The organism is Rathayibacter sp. AY1E6 (genome assembly GCF_002931115.1).
Lineage (GTDB): Bacteria > Actinomycetota > Actinomycetes > Actinomycetales > Microbacteriaceae > Rathayibacter.
In genome coordinates, this window is the sequence record NZ_PSVK01000006.1 from 85,086 (window position 1) to 105,493 (window position 20,408).

Sequence of the window (20,408 nt, forward strand, 5' to 3'; positions counted from 1 at the left end):
GACTCCGTGACCGACCCGACGCCCCTGGCCACCGAGCCGGAGACGCTGCTCCTCTCACGCACCCTGGGTCGGACCGGCCTCCCCGTGCATCCGCTCGCCCTCGACGGCTCCGTCTTCGGCTGGGCCGCCGGGATCGACGACACCACCGAGGTGCTCGACGCGTTCGGCCGTCTCGGCGGCACCCTGATCTCGACCGCGGACCACTACGCGACCGGTCGGAGCGAGTACATGATCGGCCGCTGGCTCGAGCAGAGCGGGCTGCGCGAGCGGATGCTGGTCGCGACGAAGGTCGGCCGGCACCCGGACGCGCCGGGCCTCGCCCCGGAGGACGTCCGCATCGCGATCGAGGGGAGCCTCGAGCGGCTCGGCACCCGGATCGACCTGCTCTCGTTCGACAGCGAGGACCCCGGGATCCCCATCGCCGACAGCCTGGCGGCGGTCGCGCCGTTCCTGGCGGACGGCTCGGTCGGCGCCCTGGGCGCCGCGCACTTCAGCGGAGCCGCGATCACGGCGCTGCACGAGACGGCGACCGCGTTCGCGCTGCCGTCGCTCTCGGCCGTCGTGTCGGAGTACAGCCTGATGGAGCGCCGGACCTACGAGACCGACGTCGCCCCCGAGGTGGTGCGGCTCGAGCTCGGCACCCTCGCGCGGCTGCCCCTGGCGAGCGGCTACCTCACCGGCGCCCTGCGCAGCCGCACGGACGAGCCGGAGTCGGCCCTGTTCGAGGCGGGCCTGGACTACGTCGGCCGCCACGGCTCCCGCGTGCTCGCTGCCCTCGACGAGATCGCCGGGGCCCACGGCACGGAGCCCGGCGTGGTCGCGCTCGCCTGGGTGCTCTCGCACCAGGAGGTCTCGGCGGCGATCGTCCGGGCGCGGAACGCCGCGGAGCTCGAGTCGCTGTTCGCGGCGGCCGCGCTCCCGCTGACCCGGAGCGACATCGCTCAGCTGGACCGCGTCTCCGCCTGAGGCCCTCGCCCGCTGGTCCGCCGCCGTCGAGCGCCGCGCCCCGCGCCGGGCTCGGAGCGGGGCGCGGCGAGGTTCAGCGGCGCAGGATGCGCGCCTCCCACGGGCCGAGCGTCGACCCGGTCGCACCGTCTACGTTGCCGAGGACCGTCTCGGCAGCCGCCCACTCCTCGAGCAGCGGCACCTCGAGCGGCTCACCGGACACGTTCCCGACGACGAGCAGCTCGCCCGGTCCGGTGCGCGTGAAGGCGAAGAGCGCGGGGTGCTCGGGCTCCAGCAGCGCGAAGCGGCCCAGCTGCACCGTCTCGTCGGCGTGCCGCAGCGCGATCAGCGCCCGGTAGTACTCGAAGACCGACCGCTCGGCGGCCCGATCGGCGGCGACGTTCACCTCGGCGGCGTTCGGGTTGACCGCGATCCACGGCTCGCCGGTCGTGAAGCCGGCCTGGAGGCTGTCGTCCCACTGCACCGGCGTGCGGGCGTTGTCGCGGCTCTGCGCGCGCAGCCCGGCGAGCACGGTCGCGGGGTCCTCGCCGCGCTCGCCGACGGCCTCGGCCCAGTAGTTCAGGGACTCGACGTCGCGGAAGTCCTCGATGCCGGCGAACGGGACGTTCGTCATCCCGATCTCGTCGCCCTGGTAGATGTACGGCGTGCCGCGCTGGAGGTGGAGGAGCGTCGCCCAGAGGGTCGCGGACTCGTAGCGGTGCGCGCCGTCGTCCCCGAAGCGCGAGACGAGACGCGGCTGGTCGTGGTTGCCGAGGTACAGGCTGTTCCAGCCGCGCTCGGCCAGGCCGTCCTGCCAGCGCGCGAGGTTGGCCTTCAAGGCGACCAGGTCCAGCGGCACCGGGTGGAACTTGTCGACTCCGTGGTCGATGCCGACGTGCTCGAACTGGAAGACCATGTCGAGCTCACGCCGCTCGGGATCGGTCACGAGCACCGCCTCCTCGAGGGTGACCCCGGGCATCTCGCCGACGGTGAGGAAGGAGCCCTCGCGGTGCGCGAACACGGCCTCGTGCATCTCGCGGAGGTATTCGTGGAGCCGCGGACCCACCCCTCCGACGATGCCCGCGCCGCCCTGCTCGCCGTCGACGGCTCCGACGTCCTTCGAGACGAGGTTGATCACGTCCATCCGGAAGCCGTCCACTCCGCGGTCGAGCCAGCGGTTCATCATCGCGTGCACCGCGTGCCGCACCTCGGGGTTCTCCCAGTTGAGGTCCGGCTGCTGCACCGCGAAGAGGTGGAGGAAGTACTCGTCCGTCGCCGGGTCGAGCGTCCAGGCCGGGCCTGAGAAGTAGGAGCGCCAGCCGTTCGGCTCGGCGACGTCGAGGCCGGCGCCGGCGGCCGTCTCGAGCTCGCGGCCGGGCTCGGCCGAGCGGCGCCCGCGGCGCCACCAGTACCAGTCGCGCTTCGGGTCCTCCTGCGAGGAGCGGGACTCGACGAACCAGGCGTGCTCGTCGCTCGTGTGGTTGACCACGAGGTCCATCACGATGCGGATGCCGCGCTCGTGGGCCTCCGCGAGGAGCAGGTCGAACTCCTCCAGCGTGCCGAACCGCGGGTCGATGTCCTCGTAGTCCGAGATGTCGTAGCCGTTGTCGTGCTGCGGCGACGGGTAGACCGGCGAGAGCCAGATCACGTCGACCCCCAGGTCGGCGAGGTGGTCGAGCTTCGAGCGGATGCCGCCCAGGTCGCCGATGCCGTCGCCGTTCGAGTCCGCGAACGAGCGCGGGTAGATCTGGTAGACGACGGCGCTCGTCCACCAGGGCGCTGACGTCTCCCGCTCGGGGGAGTCGGAGGTCGGGGCGGCGGTCTCGGAGGGGGTCGGGGCGGCGGAGTCCATGGTCGCGAATCTAGCCCGGACGGCCGACACGGAGGGGCCCGCCGCACCGCTCGCCGGCGCGAGTCGACCCCGCCGGCGGCGCCCGTGTAACGATCTGGTGAACCGTGCGCGACCCGGCGGAGTGGCGGCTCCGGCGCTCGGATACTCTCTCCCCTGGCGGGACCCGAGCCGCCGCAGGGAGAGTGGTGGCGTGCCCAGGGACAGGACCGGCGCCGTCGTGCGGGCTCCCCGTCACAGTGCCGTCCCGCTCCCGCCCGCGGTCTCCCGCGCAGCCGCCTCGAGCGGCGTCCTCGCCGAGACCGGCCCCGTCGAGCCGACCGCCGTCGCACCCTCGCGCCGCCGGCCGATGGGCGACTCCGGCCACGACCTCTTCCCCTTCGTGCTCGACGCGGCGGCCCTCGGCCGCGACGACGGTGCCGCGCTGCTCGAGCGCTACGCGGCGTGGGGCGGCAACGGCGTCGTCGTCACCGACTCGAGCCTCGCGGAGGGCGTCGGCGGCTGGCCCGCCGGACACCGCGACCGGGACCGCTTCCTCCTGATCGGCCGCTTCGCCGCTCCGGTCGGCGCGCCCGCGACGCCGCGTGCGCTGGTGGACCGTGTCGAGGGGGCGCTGCGCCGCCTCCGCACCGACCGCCTCGATGTGCTGGCGGTCCGCCCCGACGGGGCCGGACGCCTCGACGAGCTCCTCAGCGCCGTCGACGTGCTGCTGGCGCGCGGGCTGGTGCGGTCGGTGGTCGCCTCCGGGTTCTCCCCAGAGGAGCTGTTCGAGGCGCGCGTCCTGGCCGCCCACGGGCTGCCCCGCCTCGCCGGCGCGGAGGTCCGCTGGAACCTGCTCGAGCGGCCCGGCTCGGAGGGCGATCTCGGCCTCGTCGCCGCCGGCCAGGGACTCGCCCTGCTCGCGACCGTCCCCCTCGCCCACGGGTTCCTCCGCGGCGCCGAGCGCACCCGCCGCGAGCTCGGCCGCCTGCCCGACGGGGCACTCGCCGCCGCCCACCTCGGGCGCCGCGGACGCCGGGTCCTCGCCGTCCTCGACGCGATCGGTGCCGAGCTCTCGGCCGCTCCCGCCGCCGTCGCCCTGGCCTGGCTGCTCGGCCGGCCGCGGCTGACCGCCGCGACGGTCGCCCCGCGCTCACCCGCCGACGTGGACGCGCTGGTGCGCGCGGTCTCGCTCGAGCTCGACCCCGGACACCTGGCCGCGCTGGAGCGCGCGCGCCGCTGACCGCGCCCGTCCGCGACGCCCCCTGCACCTCTCCCGCCACGGCGCGACAGCCCGGCTCGGGCCGCCGTCGCGGTGGCCTAGGGTGGGCACGATGAATCACGGAGTCGCACTGCCCCTCGACCAGCCGGAGACGTCAGTCCGGGCCGCAGGCGGATCCACGGTCCGCCGCTCCGTCCTCCCGAGCGGTGTCCGCATCCTCAGCGAATCGGTGCCCGGCGCCCGCAGCGCCACGATCGGCTTCTGGGTCGCCGCGGGTTCTCGCGACGAGCGGCCCGGCCGCCCCGCGACCGCGGGCGAGCCCGCCGTGCCCTCCAACGTCGGCTCGACGCACTTCCTCGAGCACCTGCTGTTCAAGGGCACGCAGAAGCGGTCCGCCCTCGACATCGCCGTGTCCTTCGACTCCGTGGGCGGGGAGCACAACGCTCTCACCGCCAAGGAGTACACCTGCTACTACGCCAAGATCCAGGACCGCGACCTCCCGATGGCGGTCGAGGTGATCGCCGACATGGTGACCTCGAGCCTGATCGATCCGGACGAGTTCGAGACCGAGCGCGGGGTCATCCTCGAGGAGCTGGCGATGGCGGACGACGATCCGGCCGACGTGGCGGGCGAGAAGCTGTTCGAGGCCGTGTTCGGCGACCACCCGCTGGGCCGCCCGATCGGGGGCACCGCCGCGACCATCGGCGAGGCCACCCGGGACGCGGTCTGGGCGCACTACCGCGCCGCCTACCGCCCGCGAGACGTGGTGATCACCGTCGCCGGCGCCGTCGACCACGAGGCGCTCGTCGCGCTGCTCCAGCGGGTCCTCGTCGCCGACGGCTGGGACCTCGGCACGGCGGCCCCGCCCGTCGAGCGGCGCGTCGGCGGCCGTGCGTCCTACACCCGCGGCAGCGCCCTGTCGGTGGTGCACCGCCCCACCGAGCAGGCGAACCTGCTGGTCGGCTTCCCCGGTCTCGCCGCGGGCGACGAGCGGCGGATGACGATGGGCGTCCTCAACTCGATCCTCGGCGGCGGCATGTCCTCGCGGCTGTTCCAGGAGGTGCGCGAGAAGCGCGGCCTGGCCTACTCCGTCTACTCCTTCGCCCCGTCCTACTCGGACGCGGGCCTCTTCGGGCTCTACGCCGCGTGCACCCCGGCGAAGGCGGGGACGGTCGCCGAGCTCCTGCTCACCGAGTTCCACCGCCTCGCCGAGGACGGCGTCACCGACGACGAGCTCGCCCGCGCCCGCGGCCAGCTCTCGGGAGCGGCGGCGCTCGCGCTGGAGGACTCCGACACCCGGATGTCGCGCCTCGGACGCGCCGAGCTGACCTTCGGCGAGTTCGTCGACCTCGACGAGAGCCTGCGCCGACTCGCCCTCGTCGGCGCGGAGGACGTCCAGGCACTCGCGGCAGACTTGGCCCGGGGGCCGTCGTCGATCTCGGCCGTCGGCGCGGTCGACGAGTCGGCCTTCGCCGGGATCGCCGGGATCGAGAGTGCCTCCGCGATCTGATCCGATCGTCGAACGCCCGCTGACCGCGCACCGCCGCGCCGCACCAGGGAGGACCCCGTGTCCCACTACATCTACCTCGTCCGCCACGGCGAGCAGCAGGACGCCGAGCACGGCATGCCGGACGGCCCGCTCTCGGCCCGTGGTGAGCGCCAGGCGAGGCTCATCGCCGAGCGGCTCGGCGGAGTCCCCTTCACCGGAGCGTGGCACTCCCCGCTGCGCCGGGCCGAGGAGACGGCCGCACGCTTCCAGACGCTTCTGCCGAGCCTGCCGCTCCAGCCGTCCTCGCTGCTGTTCGACTGCATCCCCTCGGGGCCGACCCCGGACATGCCCAAGGCGTTCGAGCCCTTCTTCGGCAGCGTCACCGCGGCCGAGATCGAGGCGGGGCACGCGCAGATGCAGGACGCGGTGGCCGAGTTCCTGGCGCCGTCGCGCGAGGACCGCCACGACCTCCTCATCACCCACAACTTCGTGATCGGCTGGTTCGTCCGCCACGTGTTCGACGCTCCCGACTGGCGGTGGCTGGGCCTCAACCAGGCCAACTGCGGGCTGACGATCATCCGCGTCCGCTCCCGCAAGCCGCCGGTGCTCGTCGTGCACAACGACCTCTCGCACCTGCCCGTGGAGCTGCGCACCGGCCTGCCCGAGGCCCAGCCGTACTGAGCCGCGGGCTACGCTGAGTCGGTGACTACCTCCGTCGCCGTGGTCGGCGCGTCCGGCCGACTCGGCTCGTTCACCTGCTCGCTCATCGAGGCGTCGAGCGAGTTCTCGCTCGTCGCACGGCTCGGCTCGCGGAGCGATCCCGCCGAGATGCTCGCGGCCGACGTCGTCGTCGACATGACCGTGCCGGCCGTCAGCCAGCAGATCGTCGACTTCGCCGTGGCCAACGGGAGGAAGGTGCTCGTCGGCACCTCCGGCTGGACCGGCGACCGGATCGCGGCCCTCCGGCGCAGCGTCGCCGAGCAGCCGGAGGCCGGCGTCGTGATCATCCCCAACTTCTCGCTGGGCTCGGTGCTCGCGACCGCGCTGGCCACCGTGGCCGCGCGCTTCTTCGACGCCGCCGAGATCGTCGAGACCCACGGCGCCCGCAAGGTCGACTCGCCCTCCGGGACCGCGGTCCGCACGGCCGAGCTGCTGCTGCGCGCCCGGGCCGAGCTCGGTCCGGTGCAGGCTCCGCACACCGACCAGCGGGCCCGCGGCCAGCAGGTCGCGAGCGTCCCGGTCCACAGCCTCCGCCTGCCCGGAGTGGAGGCGCGCCAGGAGGTCGTCTTCGGCGGCACCGGCGAGACGGTCACCATCCGGCACGACACCACCTCGCAGGCGTCCTACGAGCAGGGCGTCCTGCGTGCTCTCGACGCGGTCCGGACGACCTCGGGCGTGGTGGTGGGCCTCGACGCGCTGATCGACCTGCGCGCCGCCTTCGACGCCGCGCCTCTCGCCGAGCGGCCGGTCGACGAGCAGCCCGTCGTCGACCGGGGTCCGTCCGGCCAGGCCGCCGCAGCGACGAGCACCCCGTGAGGACCCGCGTCGGCGTCGTCCTGATGGCGGTCCTGCTCGCCCTCTACCTGTTCGTCTGCCTGCAGTACTCCGTCGTCGCCTTCGCCGCGGCGACGGTGCCCGGCATCGTGATGGGCGTCGGCCTGCTGATCCTCGGCGCCGTCGGCGTCTGGGGGCTCGTGCGCGAGCTGCTGTTCGGGCTCCGCGCCGAGAAGCTGGCCCGTCGGCTGGAGGGCGAGAACGCGCTGCCGCAGGAGGTCCTCGACTCGCGGGCCAGCGGGCGTCCGCTCCGGGAGGAGGCGGACGCGCTGTTCCCGCGGTACGCGGAGGAGGTCGACAAGCAGCCCGGGAGCTGGCGCGCCTGGTACCGCCTCGGCCTCGCCTACGACGCCAGCGGCGACCGCAAGCGCGCCCGAGGCGCCATCCGCCGGGCCATCGCGCTGGAGCACGAGTCTCCGGCCTGACCGCTCGGCCGCGACCCGAGCGCGGCTCTCCGGGCGACGACCGCTCACCGGATCAGGCGAGCACCCACTCCAGCGCCTCGCCGACCGTGCGGTGGCGGAACTCGAAGCCGTCGTCGAGCAGCCGCTGGGGGACCAGGCGCTGGCTCGAGAGCAGGAGCTCGTGCCCGGCGTCGCGCAGCGCGAGCTCGATGATCTTCTCGGGGACGGCCAGCTTGAACGGGCGGTGCAGCTGCTCGGCGAGGGTGCGCATCACGTCGTTCGCGGTCGCCGGCACCGGTCCGGCGAGGTTCACCGGGCCCGAGAGCGAGGACGTGAGCAGGTGGCGGATCGCCGCGGCCTCGTCGTAGAGGCTGATCCAGGGCCAGGCCTGGTTGCCGCTGCCGAGCGGCCCGCTGAGACCGAGCTTCGTCAGGGGCAGGAGCGGCTTGAGCGCGCCGCCGTCGCCGAGGACGAGCCCGGTGCGAGCGGTGACCACCCGCGTGGCCTCGGGCGCGAGGTGGGCGGCCTTCTCCCAGCGGTCGACGACGTCGGCGAGGAACCCGTCGCCGCGCGAGGACTGCTCGGTGAGCTCCTCGCCCGGGCGGTCTCCGTAGTAGCCGACCGCGGAGGCGTTGATCAGCGTCGTCGGCGGGGTCGAGGACATCCGCATCGCGTCGGTGAGGGTCTGCGTGGACTGGATCCGCGAGTCGAGGATCTCCCGCTTGTAGGACGCGGTCCACGGCAGGCGGCTGATCGAGGCGCCGGAGAGGTTGATCACGGCGTCGACGCGGTCGAGCACGCTGAAGTCGAGCATGTGCGAGGTGGGCGCCCAGTGGAACTCGTCCGGGCTCGACGGCGCGTGGCGCACCAGGCGCAGGATCTCGTGCCCCTCGGCGCGCAACTGGCGGGTCAGCTCGGAGCCGATCATCCCGCTGGCGCCCGAGATCAGGACGCGGAGCCGGGGAGCGGACGCATTCGGCCGGGCCGAGGGCAGCTCGGACGGCGTCGACACGTGCTCGCCCGGCGTGCGCGCGGCGCGTCGCGGCGAGCCGGAGTCCGTGGTCCCGTCGTGGTCGGAGTGCCGTGCGGATGAGTCGCTCATGGTGCCTCCCGGAGCCGGTCGCGGGCCGCCCGCGAAGCGGACCCAGCCTAGAGCCTCACGCCCGGGAGCCGGCCGAGCGCCCGACCAGGCCGGCCCGCGCGAGCACGAGGTAGAGCTCGCAGCCCAGGCAGAGGCCGAACACGGCGTTGAGGAAGGCGGCGAGGAAGGCGACGGCCGCGGCGACCGGAACCGATCCCGGGACGCCGGCGACGTGCAGGAGGACGCCGGTGCCGGTCACCACCAGGCCGATCAGCTGGGCGAAGCGCGGCGGGCGGGCGTCCTCCCACTCGCGCGGCGGTGCCAGGTGCGGCCGGACCACCCGGCGGAACAGCACCGCCCAGGGGCCGGAGCCGACGCCGCGCGCGGCCGACCAGGCGAAGAGGGCGGCGAGCGCGAGCAGCAGGAGGAAGCCGGGCTGGGAGAGCCGGCCGTCGAGGTCGGCCCGGGCCGGGGCCGCGAGCCCGAGGCCCACGGCCGTGAGGAGGAGTGCGGCGGTGACTCCGGCGGCGACCCTCGGGCCGCGGGGATCGACGGTGCCGGACGGGGGAGTGGCGCCGGTGGTGGAGGGGGAGCGGGTGCTCATCATGTCTCCTGGAGTCGGTCGAGCTCGATGGTCAGGGCGGCGCGGGTCGGAGCGCCGCCGATGCGGCTGCGCGGCACTCCGTCTCGATCGAGCAGGAGGAGCGTGGGCGTCTGCCGGACGCGGAAGCGCGCCGCGAGGTCGGGGCGGTGCGTCAGATCGACGTCGAGGTGCGCCAGCCCGGTCCGCTGCTGGGCGAGCTCCCCGACCATCCGTCGCACTGCAGGGCACCGCGTGCAGACGTCGGTCGAGAACTGCACGACTGTGGCCCGGGTCCCGAGCACTGCGCCGGGGACGAGCCCGCCGGGGTCGATCGCGGGGCCCTGGCGCGAGGGGACGCCCGCGACGCGCCCGGAGCGGGCCCGATGGACAGCCCCGAGGACGACGCCCAGCGCGACGAGGCCGAGCAGTGCGGCGAGGATCGTCACGGGCTCCATCCGGGAAGCGTAGGTCGGCGCAGGCGCTGCGCGGACGACTGTTTCGGGATGTGACGACGGCCGCGGTCGGAGCGTGGTCTAGGTTCGATCCGTGACCGAACAGAGCAGCCTCAGCGCAGACCCGAGCAGTCCCGTCTTCCGCAGTGATGTCGTCGTCGAGCTGGTCCGCGCGAGCGCCCACGACTCGGACGTGCTGTTCGCGGCCCGCGTCTCGACCCAGGGCGAGAAGACGCTCGCCGAGGCGCTCGACGGTGAGGAGTCCGACGCCGAGCTGCAGCGCAAGCGCGACCGCGGACTGATCAACTACCTGATGCGCGACCGCCACGGCTCGCCGTTCGAGCACAACTCGATGACCTTCTACGTGCAGGCGCCGATCTTCGTCTTCCGCGAGTTCATGCGGCACCGCATCGCCTCCTACAACGAGGAATCGGGCCGCTACCGCGAGCTCCGCCCGGTCTTCTACGTGCCCGGCCCCCGGCGCAACCTCGTGCAGGTCGGCAAGCCCGGCGCCTACTCCTTCGAGCCGGGCACCGCGGAGCAGGCCGAGCTCGTCGCCGAGGAGACGCGCCGCGTCAGCACGCAGGCCTACGAGTCGTACCGGCGGATGCTCGGCGAGGGCGTCGCCCGCGAGGTCGCCCGGATCGTCCTCCCGCTGAACATCTACTCGTCGATGTACGTCACGCTCAACGCCCGCTCGCTGATGAACTTCCTCTCCCTGCGCACCAAGCGCGAGGACTCGACGTTCCCCTCCTTCCCGCAGCGCGAGATCGAGATGGCGGCCGAGCAGATGGAGACGCACTTCCAGGAGCTGATGCCCCTCACGGCCGCCGCCTTCACAGCGAACGGCCGCGTCGCCCCGTAGCCCGCCGCCCGGCGAGGACGAGCGGGCCGTCCCGCCCGATCGCCTGCTGCCGTCCGCGCGGGCGGCTCCGGGAAGCTCCTCCCGGCGGCGCGGCGGCGACCCGCTACCCTGGCAGCGTGTCAACTCCGGAGAATCCCTTCGGCCAGGTCCTGGTCGCCCTGGTCACCCCGTTCACCGCCGACGGCGAGGTCGACTGGCCCGGTGTCGAGAAGCACATCGACGACTGCATCGCAGCGGGCGCGGACGGCATCGTGGTCACCGGGACCACGGGCGAGACCAGCACCCTGACCGACCCGGAGAAGATCCGCCTCGTCGAGGTCGGCCGCTCGGTCGCCGGGGGCCGCGCGAAGATCATCACGGGAGGCGGCTCGAACGAGACCGCCCACGCCATGCAGCTCGCCCGTCAGAGCGAGAAGGCCGGCGCCGACGGCAACATGATCGTCACCCCGTACTACAACAAGCCCACGCAGGCGGGCGTGCTCACCCACTTCCGGATGATCGCGGATGCGACGGACCTGCCGGTCATCCTCTACGACATCCCCGGCCGCACCGGCGTGCCGATCCGCTACGAGACGATCCTGCGGGCGGCCAAGCACCCGAACATCCTGGCCGTGAAGGACGCGAAGGGCGATCTCTCCGAGGTCAGCCGCGTGCTCAACCAGACCGACCTGATGTACTTCTGCGGCGACGACGCGAACGTGCTCCCCGAGCTCGCCATCGGCGCCACGGGGCTCATCGGCGTCACCGCGAACATCGCCGCCGCGCCGTACCGCACGATCGTCGACGCGGTGAACGCGGGCGACCTCCACGCGGCCACCCGCGCGCACCAGCAGCTCGAGCCGCTCGTGCGCGCCGTGATGACGCACGTCCCCGGGACCGTCGCCGCGAAGTACATCCTGCACGGCCTCGGCCGCATCTCCTCGCCGCGGGTGCGGCTGCCCCTGGTCGGCCCGGAGGAGTCGGAGGCGGCGCTCATCGAGGACGAGCTCGGCCTGGTCCGCGACATCCCGGGCGTCGACTTCCGCAACTTCCGGCCCGACCGCAACGCCGCGGCCGGCGGCGCCCTCCCGAAGGTCGCCGGCACCACCCGCTGAGCCCGAGCGGCACGTCCCGAGAAAGCACCGCTGGAGAAGGAGGGCGCATGCCCGGTCCCGTGATCATCCCCGCCCCGCTCGCTCCGGGAACGCTCCGGATCATCCCCCTCGGCGGTCTCGGCGAGATCGGCCGCAACATGACCGTCTTCGAGATCGACGGCAGGCTCCTGGTCGTCGACTGCGGCGTGCTCTTCCCGGAGGAGGACCAGCCGGGCGTCGACCTGATCCTCCCGGACTTCACGCCCATCCGGGACAGGCTCGACGACATCGTCGGAGTGGTCCTCACCCACGGCCACGAGGACCACATCGGCGCCGTCCCCTACCTGCTCCGCCTGAAGCGCGACATCCCGCTGATCGGCTCCACCCTCACGCTCGCCCTCGTCGAGGCGAAGCTCAAGGAGCACCGGATCACGCCGTACACGCTCACGGTGAAGGAGGGCGACGTCGAGAACCTCGGGCCCTTCGAGCTCGAGTTCGTCGCCGTGAACCACTCGATCCCGGACGCGCTGGCCGTGTCGATCGTCACCGACGCGGGCTCGGTGCTGCACACCGGCGACTTCAAGATGGACCAGCTGCCGCTCGACGGCCGGATCACCGACCTGCGCGCCTTCGCCCGCCTCGGCGAGGAGGGCGTCGACCTGTTCATGGTCGACTCCACCAACGCCGACGTCCCCGGCTTCACGCCGAGCGAGCGCGACATCGGCCCGGTCATCGAGAGCGTCATGGCCAGGGCGACCCGCCGCGTCATCGTCGCGAGCTTCTCCAGCCACGTGCACCGGGTGCAGCAGGTGCTCGACGCGGCCCACGCCACGGGCCGCCGCGTGGCGCTGCTCGGCCGCTCCATGGTCCGCAACATGCGCATCGCCGCGGATCTCGGCTACCTGCACGTCCCTCCGGGAGTCCTGGTCGACATGAAGAAGTCGGGCGACGTCCCCGAGGACAGGATCGTCTACATGTCCACCGGGTCGCAGGGCGAGCCGATGGCCGTCCTCAGCCGGATGGCCAACCTCGATCACCAGATCGAGCCGGGGGAGGGCGACACCGTGATCCTCGCCTCCAGCCTCATCCCCGGCAACGAGAACGCGGTGTACCGGGTCATCAACGGGCTCACGCGGCTCGGAGCGACCGTCGTGCACAAGGGCAACGCGAAGGTGCACGTGTCCGGGCACGCCGCGGCCGGCGAGCTCCTCTACTGCTACAACATCCTCAAGCCGCTGAACGTGATGCCGGTGCACGGCGAGTACCGGCACCTGGTCGCGAACGCGCAGCTCGCGCGTGAGACCGGGATCGCGGAGGAGAACACGATCATCGCCGAGGACGGCACCGTGATCGACCTGCTCGACGGCAGGGCGACCGTCGTCGGACGGCTCGACCTGGGGTTCGTCTACGTCGACGGATCGTCGGTGGGCGAGATCACCGACGCCGACCTCAAGGACCGGCGGATCCTCGGCGAGGAGGGCTTCATCTCGATCATCGTGGTGGTCGAGGCGGGCACGGGGCGGATCGTCGTCGGCCCCGAGATCCACGCGAAGGGCTTCGCGGAGGACGACAGCGTCTTCGACGAGGTCAAGCCGCGGATCGCGGCCGCGCTCGAGGAGGCGGTGCGGAACGGGGCGAGCGATCAGCACGCGCTCTCGCAGGCCGTCCGTCGCGTCGTCGGCCGCTGGGTCAACACCTCCTACCGCCGCCGGCCCATGATCGTGCCGCTCGTCATCGAGGCCTGAGCCTCCCGGCCGGCGGCGGATCGGCGCCGGCCGTCGCGGCGCGGGTCACCGGCCCTGACGGGGGCGGCGGGTACGGTGGCCTCATGGCGACCAGGACCAAGACGACCTCGCGCGGGCGCGGCAGCGCGACTCCGCGCTCCGGCGCGCCGCGATCCGGACGGGGCTCGGGCAAGGCGGCCGCCGAGACGAAGACGGTGGCCTTCGAGTCCGCCCCGCGCACCAACCCCGCCGTGCGGCTCTGGATGGCGCTGGCCCACCTCGCGGGCGGCGCCGCCCGCGCCCTCGGTCCCGAGCGGCTGGCGAAGGAGGAGCGCCGCGACGGCGTCCCCTTCCTGCTGCTGCTGCTGGCCGTCGCGGGCGCGGTGGTCGAGTGGTTCCTCGCGACCGACCCGGTCGCCCTGGTGCTCGACGCGTGGAGCTTTGGCGGCTTCTTCGGCCGTGTCGCCTACGTGCTGCCGGTCGTCCTTCTCCTCTTCTCCCTCTGGCTCTTCCGGCACCCCCGGTCCGTCGACGACAACGGGCGGATCGGCGTGGGCGTCATCACGCTGCTCGTCGCCTCCGCCGGCATCTGCCACGCGCACCTCGGCCTGCCGCAGCCCGGCCAGGGAATCGAGACCATGGCGGCCGCGGGAGGCGTCCTCGGCTGGCTGGTGGGCGCCCCGCTCGCGGCGATCGCCACCGTCCCCGGCGCGACCGTGCTGCTGTCTCTCGTGATCCTGCTGTCGCTGTTCATCATCACCAAGACCCCGCCGAACCGCATCGGCGCGCGCTCCCGGGAGCTCTACGGCTACCTCTTCGGCGCCCCCGTGCTCGACGACGAGGAGCGCGCCCGCCTCAAGGCCGAGCGGGCCGCCGCGAAGGCCGCGGCGAAGGCGGAGGCCGACCAGGAGGAGGACGCGCAGCAGGACGGCGGAGAGCTGCCCTGGTGGCGGCGCACCGAGTCCGGGCGCGAGGACGAGCCGACCGTGCAGACCGAGCTCCCGATCGACTCCTTCACCGAGGTCATCGAGGGCGCCGCGCCGGCCCGCGGCCGCGCGAAGGGCTTCGACACCGCGCTCGAGGAGCGCGACGACGAGGCCCACCCGCCGACCCGCTCCTACGCCACCGAGGTGCTGGCCGAGGCCGAGACCGCCGAGGCGGCGCTCGCCCGCTTCGAGCAGACGGGCGCTCCCCGCGGCGCGACCGGCGTGGTCGACGACGACGCGACCGAGGTCATCCGGCTCGACCGCCTCGACGTGGCGCCCGCCGTCCCGATCCCGCCCGTCATCGAGACCGGCCCGATCGCGCCCCTCGCCGAGGAGGACCCGACCGCCGGCTTCGACTCCTCGTTCGAGGACGACGCGCCGTACCGCCTCCCCTCGGCGGCCGCCCTCTCGACGGGCACGCCCTCCAAGGCGCGCTCGGCGGCCAACGACGAGATGGTCCGCGCCATCACCGAGGTGCTGCAGCAGTTCAACGTGGACGCGACGGTCACCGGCTTCTCCCGCGGCCCGACCGTCACCCGCTACGAGATCGAGCTCGGCCCCGGCGTCAAGGTCGAGCGCGTCACCGCGCTCAGCAAGAACCTCTCCTACGCCGTCGCCAGCAACGAGGTCCGGATCCTTTCCCCGATCCCGGGCAAGAGCGCGATCGGCGTCGAGATCCCCAACACGGACCGCGAGATCGTCTCCCTGGGCGACGTCCTCCGCTCGCCGGCCTCGACGACGTCCACGCACCCGATGACCATCGGCGTCGGCAAGGACGTCGAGGGCGGCTACGTCGTGGCGAACCTCGCCAAGATGCCGCACCTCCTGGTCGCCGGCTCCACCGGCTCCGGCAAGTCCAGCTTCGTCAACTCGATGATCACGAGCCTGCTGATGCGCGCGCGCCCGCAGGACGTGCGGATGGTCCTGATCGACCCCAAGCGCGTGGAGCTCACCATCTACGGCGGAGTGCCGCACCTGATCACTCCGATCATCACGAACCCCAAGAAGGCCGCCGAGGCGCTGCAGTGGGTCGTGAAGGAGATGGACATGCGCTACGACGACCTGGCTTCGTTCGGGTTCCGTCACATCGACGACTTCAACGCGGCCGTCCGCGCGGACGAGATCAAGCTCCCGGCGGGCAGCAGCCGCGTCCTCAAGCCGTACCCGTACCTCCTCGTGGTGGTCGACGAGCTCGCCGACCTGATGATGGTCGCCCCGCGCGACGTCGAGGACTCGATCGTGCGCATCACCCAGCTCGCGCGCGCCTCGGGCATCCACCTCGTGCTGGCCACGCAGCGGCCGAGCGTCGACGTGGTGACCGGCCTCATCAAGGCGAACGTGCCCAGCCGCCTCGCCTTCGCGGTGACCAGCGTGACCGACTCGCGGGTCATCCTCGACCAGCCGGGAGCCGACAAGCTCATCGGGCAGGGCGACGGCCTCTTCCTCCCCATGGGCACCAACAAGCCGATGCGCGTCCAGGGCGCCTGGGTCCGCGAGGACGAGATCGCGAAAGTCGTCGAGCACGTCACCCGTCAGGCGCAGCCCGAGTACCGCCAGGACATCACCGTGCAGGCGCAGCGCAAGGAGATCGACTCCGACATCGGGGACGACCTCGAGCTGCTGGTCGCGGCGGCCGAGCTCGTCGTCAGCACGCAGTTCGGCTCGACCTCGATGCTGCAGCGCAAGCTCCGCGTCGGCTTCGCCAAGGCCGGCCGGCTGATGGACCTGCTCGAGTCGCGCGAGGTCGTCGGCCCCTCTGAGGGGTCGAAGGCCCGCGACGTGCTGGTCACCGCCGAGCAGCTGCCGGGCGTCCTCGCGCGCATGCGCGGCGAGGACCCGGGCGAGGGGCCGGCCGCGCCGTCCTCGGTCGCCCCGGACCCGTACGCGGATCCGCTGGCCGAGCCGACGGGGCCCGCCGCCACCGACTACCACGACGACGACGAGGGGTCCGGCGAGGACGCCTGGACGCTGACGGGACGCGAGTGACCGTCCCGGTCGCCCGCACTGCGAGGAACGGCGGAGCACGATGACCCACCCCACCGCACCGGCTCCGGCCGCGTCGGGCAACTGGAACCTGCCGAACGCGATCACGGTCGTCCGGATCCTGCTGGCGCCCGTCTTCTTCTGGCTCCTGCTGGCCGACGGGGGGCAGGACGGCGGGATCCGGATCGCCGCGGCGCTTCTCTTCATCGTCGCGATCGCCACGGACGGCATCGACGGGCACATCGCCCGGAGCCGGGGCCTCGTGACCGATCTCGGCAAGCTCCTGGACCCGATCGCCGACAAGGTGCTCACCGGCGCGGCGCTCGTCGGGCTCTCGATCCTCGCGGAGCTGCCGTGGTGGGTGACGATCGTCATCCTCGTGCGCGAGATCGGCATCACCGTGTTCCGAATGGCCGTGCTCTCGGACCGGGTGATCCCGGCGTCGCGGGGCGGCAAGCTCAAGACGATCGTGCAGTCGATCGCGATCTCCCTCGCTCTGCTGCCGCTCTGGGCCGTCCTCGGCGAGTGGGTCCACTGGCTGAACGGGATCACGATGACGGCCGCGGTGGTGCTCACGGTCGCCACCGGGATCGACTACCTCGCCGACGCCGCCCGCCAGAGCCGGGCCGCCCGGTCGACGCGGTGACGGCCGCGCAGCTGATCGCCGAGCTCCGGCGGCGGGGTGTCGACCTCGCCGTCGCGGAGTCGCTCACCGGCGGCGCGCTCAGCTCCGCCCTCGTGGAGGTGCCCGGCGCCTCCGCCGTGTACCGCGGGGGAGTGGTGAGCTATGCCACCGACCTCAAGGACCGGCTCCTCGGGGTCGACGCGCGCGTCCTCGGCGAGCGGGGTCCCGTCGATCCCGGAGTCGCCGTGCAGATGGCGCGCGGAGCGTCCTCGCGGCTCGCAGCCGACGGGCGTCCGACGCTCGGCCTGGCGACCACGGGGGTCGCCGGTCCGGATCCGCAGGGGGATGCGGCCGTCGGCACCGTCTTCGTAGCGGCCGTCCTCGGCGAGGACGAGCTCGTCCGTGAGCACCGGTTCGACGGCGACCGCGCCGCGATCCGCGCCGCCTCGGTCGACGCGGCTCTCGCCCTCGGCGCGGAGCTGATCTCCCGCGGCGCATGAGGCGGATACCCAGCGAGGGCCCTCCGGGAATCGGAATGCGCCGCATTGCGGCCCGGTTACAACTGGTGTCGCTCACACGCAAAGTCCAGTCATCCGGTATTAGAGTCGATACCATACGAACCGGGTAGTAAACAGCTATCCGGTTCTCTCGTCCCAGCCCCCGATCACCCGCTCCGGAATCTCCGGCGCTCGTGCTCGCGGTGCAGGTGCACGACATGCGGTTGACGTGGAGAAGGAGGGTCCAGTGGTTCTAGTTCGTCAGGAGATCGGCGATGTCCTCAGGGACTTTCGCCTGCAGAAAGGTCGTACGCTCCGTCAGGTGGCGAGCAAGGCGAGCGTTGCGCTCGGCTACCTGAGCGAGGTCGAACGCGGTCAGAAGGAGGCCTCCTCGGAGATCCTCGCCTCTGTCGCCGACGCCCTCGACACCCCCATCTCGGTGATCATGCGCGAGGTCGGCGATCGTCTCGCCGTCATCGAGGGCATCGAGACCATCCCCGACACCATTCCGGCCGACATGGTCGCCGGCTTCGACGCGGACCTCGTCACGCAGTAGTCGGCCCCCCGTCCCCTCCACTCACCGCACCCGTTCCACGCGAAGGGCGCCCAGGCTCCGGCCGGGCGCCCTTCGGCGTTCCCGGGGGAGTGCGGCCTCCGGGCAGCGGCTACCGTGGACGCATGCGCTTGAGCGAGTTCCGGCAGCTGGTGGACGACGAGTTCGGCGGCGCCTATGCCCGTGTCCTGGTCTCGGACCTCGTGCTGACCGAGCTCGGGGGCCGCACCGCCGAGCGCGCCCTCGCGGACGGAGCGGAGCCTCGCGAGGTCTGGCTCGCCCTCTGCCGCGCCAACGACGTCCCGGAGGCCCGGTGGCACGGCGTGGATCCGCGGAAGCGCCACCGCTGACGCTCCCGTCGCCGAAGCCGTGTTCGACACGCCGACGGCTCGTGCTCGAATCCGTGTTCGAACGGGTCTAGGCTCCTCCACAGAAGCAGGAACGGCCCCGTCTCCACGGAGTCGCTCTCGCTCGGCCCCGATGTCGGTGGTCGGGCGTACCGTCGGAGACACCTGAACGGACCTGCTTCACCGCCTTGTCGCAGCCGGCCGGCACTGTCACTCCGACAGCCACCGGCATGTCGCGACAGCCTGTAGGCGACACCACCACGAACACGAGAGCGAGACGGCCATGCCCAGTTCCTCCGACCGCGAGAAGTCCCTCGAGACCGCACTCGCCCAGATCGACCGCCAGTTCGGCAAGGGCGCCGTCATGCGCCTCGGAAGCGACGACCGCGCTCCCGTCGAGGTGATCCAGACCGGTTCGATCGCGCTCGACGTCGCGCTCGGGATCGGCGGGCTCCCCCGCGGCCGCATCGTCGAGATCTACGGCCCCGAGTCCTCCGGAAAGACCACCCTCACGCTGCACGCGATCGCGAACGCGCAGCGCAACGGCGGCATCGCCGCCTTCATCGACGCGGAGCACGCGCTCGACCCCGAGTACGCCAAGAAGCTCGGCGTCGACATCGACTCCCTCCTCGTGTCGCAGCCCGACACCGGAGAGCAGGCGCTCGAGATCGCCGACATGCTCGTGCGCTCGGGCTCGATCGACCTCATCGTGATCGACTCCGTCGCGGCCCTCGTGCCGCGTGCCGAGATCGAGGGCGAGATGGGCGACTCCCACGTCGGCCTGCAGGCCCGCCTCATGTCCCAGGCGCTGCGCAAGCTGACCGGCGGACTGAACACCACGAACACCACGATGATCTTCATCAACCAGCTGCGCGAGAAGATCGGCGTCTTCTTCGGAAGCCCCGAGACCACGGCGGGCGGCAAGGCGCTCAAGTTCTACGCGTCGGTCCGCCTCGACATCCGCCGCATCGAGACGCTGAAGGACGGCACCGACGCGGTCGGTAACCGCACCCGCGTCAAGGTCGTGAAGAACAAGATGGCCCCGCCCTTCAAGCAGGCCGAGTTCGACATCCTCTACGGCGTCGGCATCTCCCGCGAGGGCAGCCTGATCGACTTCGGCGTCGAGCACGAGATCGTCCGCAAGTCGGGCGCCTGGTACACCTACGACGGCGACCAGCTCGGTCAGGGCAAGGAGAAGGCGCGCCAGTTCCTCATCGACAACCCCGATGTGGCCGCCGAGATCGAGAAGCGCATCCTGGTCAAGCTCGGCGTGATCGTCGACCCGAACGCGGCCGTCGAGGCCGCGCCGGTCGCGATCGAGACCAAGCAGCCCGTGCGCAAGGGCGCCTAGCCCGTGGCGGAGAAGGCCGCGGAGGGGGCGAAGGGCCGCCCCGTGGCCTTCCTGCCCTGGGTCGACCGGGGTGCGGCTGGCGACGACGGCTGGGCTCCGGCGGCGCCGGACGCCGACGGGGCCGGGTCGCTTCCGGATCCGTCCGGAGCCGGAACGCCGCGTACCAGTGCTCCCGGGGCGGCCGCAGGCGGGTCGGAAGGCTCCGCCGTCGGGGGCGCCGCGTCTCCGGCCTCCGAGCGGATCGCCGAGCTCTCGGCTCATGTCGCCCGGCGCGCGCCGGCGTTCGTCGAGAACGCGGACGACGAGGACGACGAGGACGCGATCGAGATCCCGGAGGAGATCGATCCCGAGCAGGTCGCGGATCGGATCGTACGGGGGCTCTCCCGCAAGAGCCTCTCGGTCGCCGAGGTCGAGGCGCGCCTCTACACGGAGGGCGTCGCCGAGAAGGACGCCCTCGAGATCCTCGAGCGCTTCACGCGCTTCGGCTACCTCGACGACCTCCGCATGGCGGAGCAGCTGGTCGTCTCGCTCCGTGACCGCAAGAAGCTCGGCCGCTCCTCCATCCAGCAGGAGCTGCGCGCGCGGAAGATCGACCCCGAGGCGATCGCGTCAGCGCTCGACGAGCTGGACGGCGACGACGAGTACCGCACGGCGCTCGAGCTCGCGCGCAAGCGCCTGCCGAGCCTGCGCTCGCTCTCCGACGAGGTCGCCGAGCGCCGGCTCACGGGATTCCTCGCGCGCCGCGGCTACGCCGGCGGACTCGTGCAGCGCGTCGTCCGCGAGACGATCCGCAAGCCGGGGTCGAGCGTCCGCTTCCGCTGACACGGCGGGCCGAGGCGGTCCGAC

20 protein-coding genes are annotated in these 20,408 nt (G+C 72.7%); 16 read left to right on the top strand and 4 right to left on the bottom strand.

Going from position 1 to position 20,408, the window contains the following annotated elements:
- The first annotated feature begins 6 nt into the window (after window positions 1–6).
- Entirely contained in the window at window positions 7–966 is a 960-nt protein-coding gene (locus C5C46_RS07820; RefSeq protein ID WP_104226294.1) for an aldo/keto reductase, read from the top strand.
- Window positions 967–1,039: 73 nt separating this feature from the next.
- On the opposite strand, the gene C5C46_RS07825 is transcribed toward C5C46_RS07820, so the two are convergent.
- Entirely contained in the window at window positions 1,040–2,797 is a 1,758-nt protein-coding gene (locus C5C46_RS07825) for an alpha-glucosidase (protein WP_104226295.1), read from the bottom strand.
- A gap of 190 nt (window positions 2,798–2,987) precedes the next feature.
- Between C5C46_RS07825 and C5C46_RS07830 the strand changes: the two genes are divergently transcribed.
- From C5C46_RS07830 to C5C46_RS07850, 5 genes are all read left to right on the top strand, one after another.
- Window positions 2,988–4,016: an aldo/keto reductase gene (locus C5C46_RS07830; RefSeq protein WP_181065686.1), complete on the top strand. Its 1,029-nt coding sequence runs from the start codon at window positions 2,988–2,990 to the stop codon at window positions 4,014–4,016.
- 91 nt (window positions 4,017–4,107) lie between these two features.
- On the top strand, window positions 4,108–5,505 hold the full coding sequence (locus C5C46_RS07835; protein ID WP_104224504.1) for a pitrilysin family protein: 1,398 nt from the start codon (window positions 4,108–4,110) through the stop codon (window positions 5,503–5,505).
- 57 nt (window positions 5,506–5,562) lie between these two features.
- Window positions 5,563–6,165: a histidine phosphatase family protein gene (locus C5C46_RS07840; protein ID WP_104224462.1), complete on the top strand. Its 603-nt coding sequence runs from the start codon at window positions 5,563–5,565 to the stop codon at window positions 6,163–6,165.
- A 21-nt stretch (window positions 6,166–6,186) separates the two neighbouring features.
- Window positions 6,187–7,020 carry a 4-hydroxy-tetrahydrodipicolinate reductase gene (gene dapB / locus C5C46_RS07845; RefSeq protein WP_104226297.1) on the top strand — a complete coding sequence of 278 codons (834 nt, stop codon included), beginning with the start codon at window positions 6,187–6,189 and terminating at the stop codon, window positions 7,018–7,020.
- Window positions 7,017–7,463, top strand: a complete 447-nt coding sequence (locus tag C5C46_RS07850) for a tetratricopeptide repeat protein (RefSeq protein WP_104226298.1) — start codon at window positions 7,017–7,019, stop codon at window positions 7,461–7,463. Before dapB ends, C5C46_RS07850 begins: the two co-directional genes overlap by 4 nt.
- 52 nt (window positions 7,464–7,515) lie before the next feature.
- On the opposite strand, the gene C5C46_RS07855 is transcribed toward C5C46_RS07850, so the two are convergent.
- Genes C5C46_RS07855 through C5C46_RS07865 form a run of 3 tightly spaced genes read right to left on the bottom strand, consistent with a single transcriptional unit; the run spans window position 7,516 to window position 9,561 of the window.
- On the bottom strand, window positions 7,516–8,544 hold the full coding sequence (locus C5C46_RS07855) for a TIGR01777 family oxidoreductase (RefSeq protein ID WP_104226299.1): 1,029 nt from the start codon (window positions 8,542–8,544) through the stop codon (window positions 7,516–7,518).
- 55 nt (window positions 8,545–8,599) lie between these two features.
- On the bottom strand, window positions 8,600–9,127 hold the full coding sequence (locus C5C46_RS07860) for a DUF4395 domain-containing protein (protein WP_104224466.1): 528 nt from the start codon (window positions 9,125–9,127) through the stop codon (window positions 8,600–8,602).
- On the bottom strand, window positions 9,127–9,561 hold the full coding sequence (locus tag C5C46_RS07865) for a thioredoxin family protein (protein WP_181125540.1): 435 nt from the start codon (window positions 9,559–9,561) through the stop codon (window positions 9,127–9,129). The genes C5C46_RS07860 and C5C46_RS07865 overlap by 1 nt, the downstream gene beginning before the upstream one ends.
- A 91-nt stretch (window positions 9,562–9,652) precedes the next feature.
- On the opposite strand from C5C46_RS07865, the gene thyX reads away from it, so the two are divergent.
- From thyX to C5C46_RS07915, 10 genes are all read left to right on the top strand, one after another.
- Entirely contained in the window at window positions 9,653–10,423 is a 771-nt protein-coding gene (thyX, locus tag C5C46_RS07870; RefSeq protein ID WP_104226301.1) for an FAD-dependent thymidylate synthase, read from the top strand.
- A 116-nt stretch (window positions 10,424–10,539) separates the two neighbouring features.
- Complete coding sequence (dapA, locus tag C5C46_RS07875) at window positions 10,540–11,517, top strand: 4-hydroxy-tetrahydrodipicolinate synthase (RefSeq protein WP_104224469.1); 978 nt, start codon at window positions 10,540–10,542, stop codon at window positions 11,515–11,517.
- Between the two features lie 47 nt (window positions 11,518–11,564).
- A complete protein-coding gene (locus C5C46_RS07880; RefSeq protein WP_104224470.1) occupies window positions 11,565–13,241 on the top strand; it encodes a ribonuclease J in 1,677 nt (558 codons plus the stop codon).
- 83 nt (window positions 13,242–13,324) lie between these two features.
- Window positions 13,325–16,192 carry a DNA translocase FtsK gene (locus tag C5C46_RS07885; protein WP_104226302.1) on the top strand — a complete coding sequence of 956 codons (2,868 nt, stop codon included), beginning with the start codon at window positions 13,325–13,327 and terminating at the stop codon, window positions 16,190–16,192.
- Window positions 16,193–16,232: 40 nt separating this feature from the next.
- Complete coding sequence (pgsA, locus tag C5C46_RS07890; RefSeq protein WP_104226303.1) at window positions 16,233–16,835, top strand: CDP-diacylglycerol--glycerol-3-phosphate 3-phosphatidyltransferase; 603 nt, start codon at window positions 16,233–16,235, stop codon at window positions 16,833–16,835.
- Window positions 16,832–17,314 (top strand): CinA family protein, encoded by a 483-nt coding sequence (locus C5C46_RS07895; protein ID WP_104224473.1) that lies wholly within the window; start codon window positions 16,832–16,834, stop codon window positions 17,312–17,314. The genes pgsA and C5C46_RS07895 overlap by 4 nt, the downstream gene beginning before the upstream one ends.
- Before the next feature lie 244 nt (window positions 17,315–17,558).
- Window positions 17,559–17,867, top strand: a complete 309-nt coding sequence (locus tag C5C46_RS07900; RefSeq protein WP_104226304.1) for a helix-turn-helix domain-containing protein — start codon at window positions 17,559–17,561, stop codon at window positions 17,865–17,867.
- Between the two features lie 122 nt (window positions 17,868–17,989).
- Window positions 17,990–18,214 (top strand): DUF3046 domain-containing protein, encoded by a 225-nt coding sequence (locus C5C46_RS07905; protein WP_104224474.1) that lies wholly within the window; start codon window positions 17,990–17,992, stop codon window positions 18,212–18,214.
- A gap of 280 nt (window positions 18,215–18,494) precedes the next feature.
- Window positions 18,495–19,562, top strand: coding sequence for a recombinase RecA (recA, locus tag C5C46_RS07910; protein WP_104224475.1), 1,068 nt, complete (start codon window positions 18,495–18,497; stop codon window positions 19,560–19,562).
- 3 nt (window positions 19,563–19,565) lie between these two features.
- Window positions 19,566–20,384 (top strand): regulatory protein RecX, encoded by an 819-nt coding sequence (locus C5C46_RS07915; RefSeq protein ID WP_104226305.1) that lies wholly within the window; start codon window positions 19,566–19,568, stop codon window positions 20,382–20,384.
- The last annotated feature ends 24 nt before the right edge of the window (window positions 20,385–20,408 follow it).

Coding starts and splice junctions, on each gene's coding strand:
- recA (WP_104224475.1), top strand. CDS start 18,495: ATGCCCAGTTCCTCCGACCGCGAGAAGTCCCTCGAGACCGCACTCGCC.
- C5C46_RS07905 (WP_104224474.1), top strand. CDS start 17,990: ATGCGCTTGAGCGAGTTCCGGCAGCTGGTGGACGACGAGTTCGGCGGC.
- C5C46_RS07860 (WP_104224466.1), bottom strand. CDS start 9,127: ATGAGCACCCGCTCCCCCTCCACCACCGGCGCCACTCCCCCGTCCGGC.
- C5C46_RS07835 (WP_104224504.1), top strand. CDS start 4,108: ATGAATCACGGAGTCGCACTGCCCCTCGACCAGCCGGAGACGTCAGTC.
- C5C46_RS07885 (WP_104226302.1), top strand. CDS start 13,325: ATGGCGACCAGGACCAAGACGACCTCGCGCGGGCGCGGCAGCGCGACT.
- C5C46_RS07855 (WP_104226299.1), bottom strand. CDS start 8,544: ATGAGCGACTCATCCGCACGGCACTCCGACCACGACGGGACCACGGAC.
- C5C46_RS07865 (WP_181125540.1), bottom strand. CDS start 9,561: ATGGAGCCCGTGACGATCCTCGCCGCACTGCTCGGCCTCGTCGCGCTG.
- C5C46_RS07880 (WP_104224470.1), top strand. CDS start 11,565: ATGCCCGGTCCCGTGATCATCCCCGCCCCGCTCGCTCCGGGAACGCTC.
- pgsA (WP_104226303.1), top strand. CDS start 16,233: ATGACCCACCCCACCGCACCGGCTCCGGCCGCGTCGGGCAACTGGAAC.
- C5C46_RS07825 (WP_104226295.1), bottom strand. CDS start 2,797: ATGGACTCCGCCGCCCCGACCCCCTCCGAGACCGCCGCCCCGACCTCC.